Origin of the sequence: Pseudoalteromonas rhizosphaerae (assembly GCF_902498845.1) — a bacterium.
GTDB classification, from domain to species: Bacteria; Pseudomonadota; Gammaproteobacteria; order Enterobacterales; family Alteromonadaceae; genus Pseudoalteromonas; species Pseudoalteromonas rhizosphaerae.
Genome location: NZ_CABVLM010000042.1, coordinates 1 through 1,182, shown reverse-complemented (window position 1 = coordinate 1,182; position 1,182 = coordinate 1). Strand labels below are relative to the sequence as shown.

General features: G+C 39.7%; 2 protein-coding genes. One reads left to right on the top strand and one right to left on the bottom strand.

What is annotated here, in order from left to right; translation table 11 throughout:
• Positions 1-35: 35 nt before the first annotated feature.
• A complete protein-coding gene (locus tag PSR9079_RS23350) occupies positions 36-287 on the bottom strand; it encodes a LexA family protein (protein ID WP_149983453.1) in 252 nt (83 codons plus the stop codon).
• Positions 288-346: 59 nt separating this feature from the next.
• On the opposite strand from PSR9079_RS23350, the gene PSR9079_RS23345 reads away from it, so the two are divergent.
• The coding region (locus PSR9079_RS23345; RefSeq protein WP_149983452.1) for an IS630 family transposase at positions 347-1,182 on the top strand (836 nt) is incomplete at its 3' end.

The window sequence follows — 1,182 nt, the reverse complement described above, 5'->3', positions numbered from 1 at the left end:
CTAGTACTCGTTCACAGAAGTTCTGATCAGTTGCCTTACTTAAATTCAGGCAACTGATTTATTCCTATCAATAGCTTTATCGTTCGGCTTTTTCCAGCAGTTGAAGTGATGAACCCTTTCTTTTTAAGCGTTAAAATCATTGCATGAACACTTGATGATGCAGTTCCAAAATAACGCTCAAAATCATTTTCAGCAGGTGCAACACCATTCACTTTTGTGTAGTAATAAATAAATGCCAAATACTGCCCTTGTTTCACAGTGAACGACGGCAACTCTTCTTTATTCATAATGAACTTTTATCCTAATTGACGATCCTTTAACTCATATTTACTCATTTAATATTGTTATGAACCGAAAGTATATTGTTGAATTATCAGCAGAAGAAAAATGCGAATTAGTTAACTACTGCAAAAAAGGCATGGTCAATGTTCGAAAGTACAAACGAGCCGCCATTTTATTAAAAGCGGACCGTTGTCGATATACAACAGATCAAATATGTGAAGCGGTTCAAGTGAGCTCTTCAACTGTATTTCGAGTCAAACGTCAGTTTGTCGAAGACGGTTTAGAAGCCGCTTTAAATGAAGGTGCACGAAGTGGTGCTATGAGAAAAACCTCCGCGAAAGATGAAGTGACTTTAATAGCCACAGCCTGTTCTGAGCCGCCAACAGGACACTGCCGATGGACATTAGCGTTACTTGGCGAGCGATTAATAACATTAACGGATTTAGACAGTATTTCATATGAAACTGTTCGTAGACGCCTTAAAGAAAATGCGTTAAAGCCCTGGCAAAAAAAGATGTGGTGTGTGGCAACAATGGACGCTGAGTATATTGCAAGAATGGAGCATGTACTTGAATTATATGCTGAGCCAGCGGATGAGCTCAATCCTATTATTAATTTTGATGAGGCGATGAAGCAACTTGTTGATGATACACGGCCAGTACAACCGATGAAAAAGGGACAGGTAAAACGCCTAGATTATGAATATAAACGGGTTGGCGTGGCTAACTTATTTGTATTCTTTGACCGTCATCGGGGTTGGCGGCACGTTAAAGCAACACAGAGGAAAACGAAAGTTGATTTTGCTCACTGTATGAAGGACTTAGTCGATGAACACTACCCACATGCGAATAAAATTCGTGTCGTGCTAGATAACTTATCGACTCATACGGAAGGTGCGTT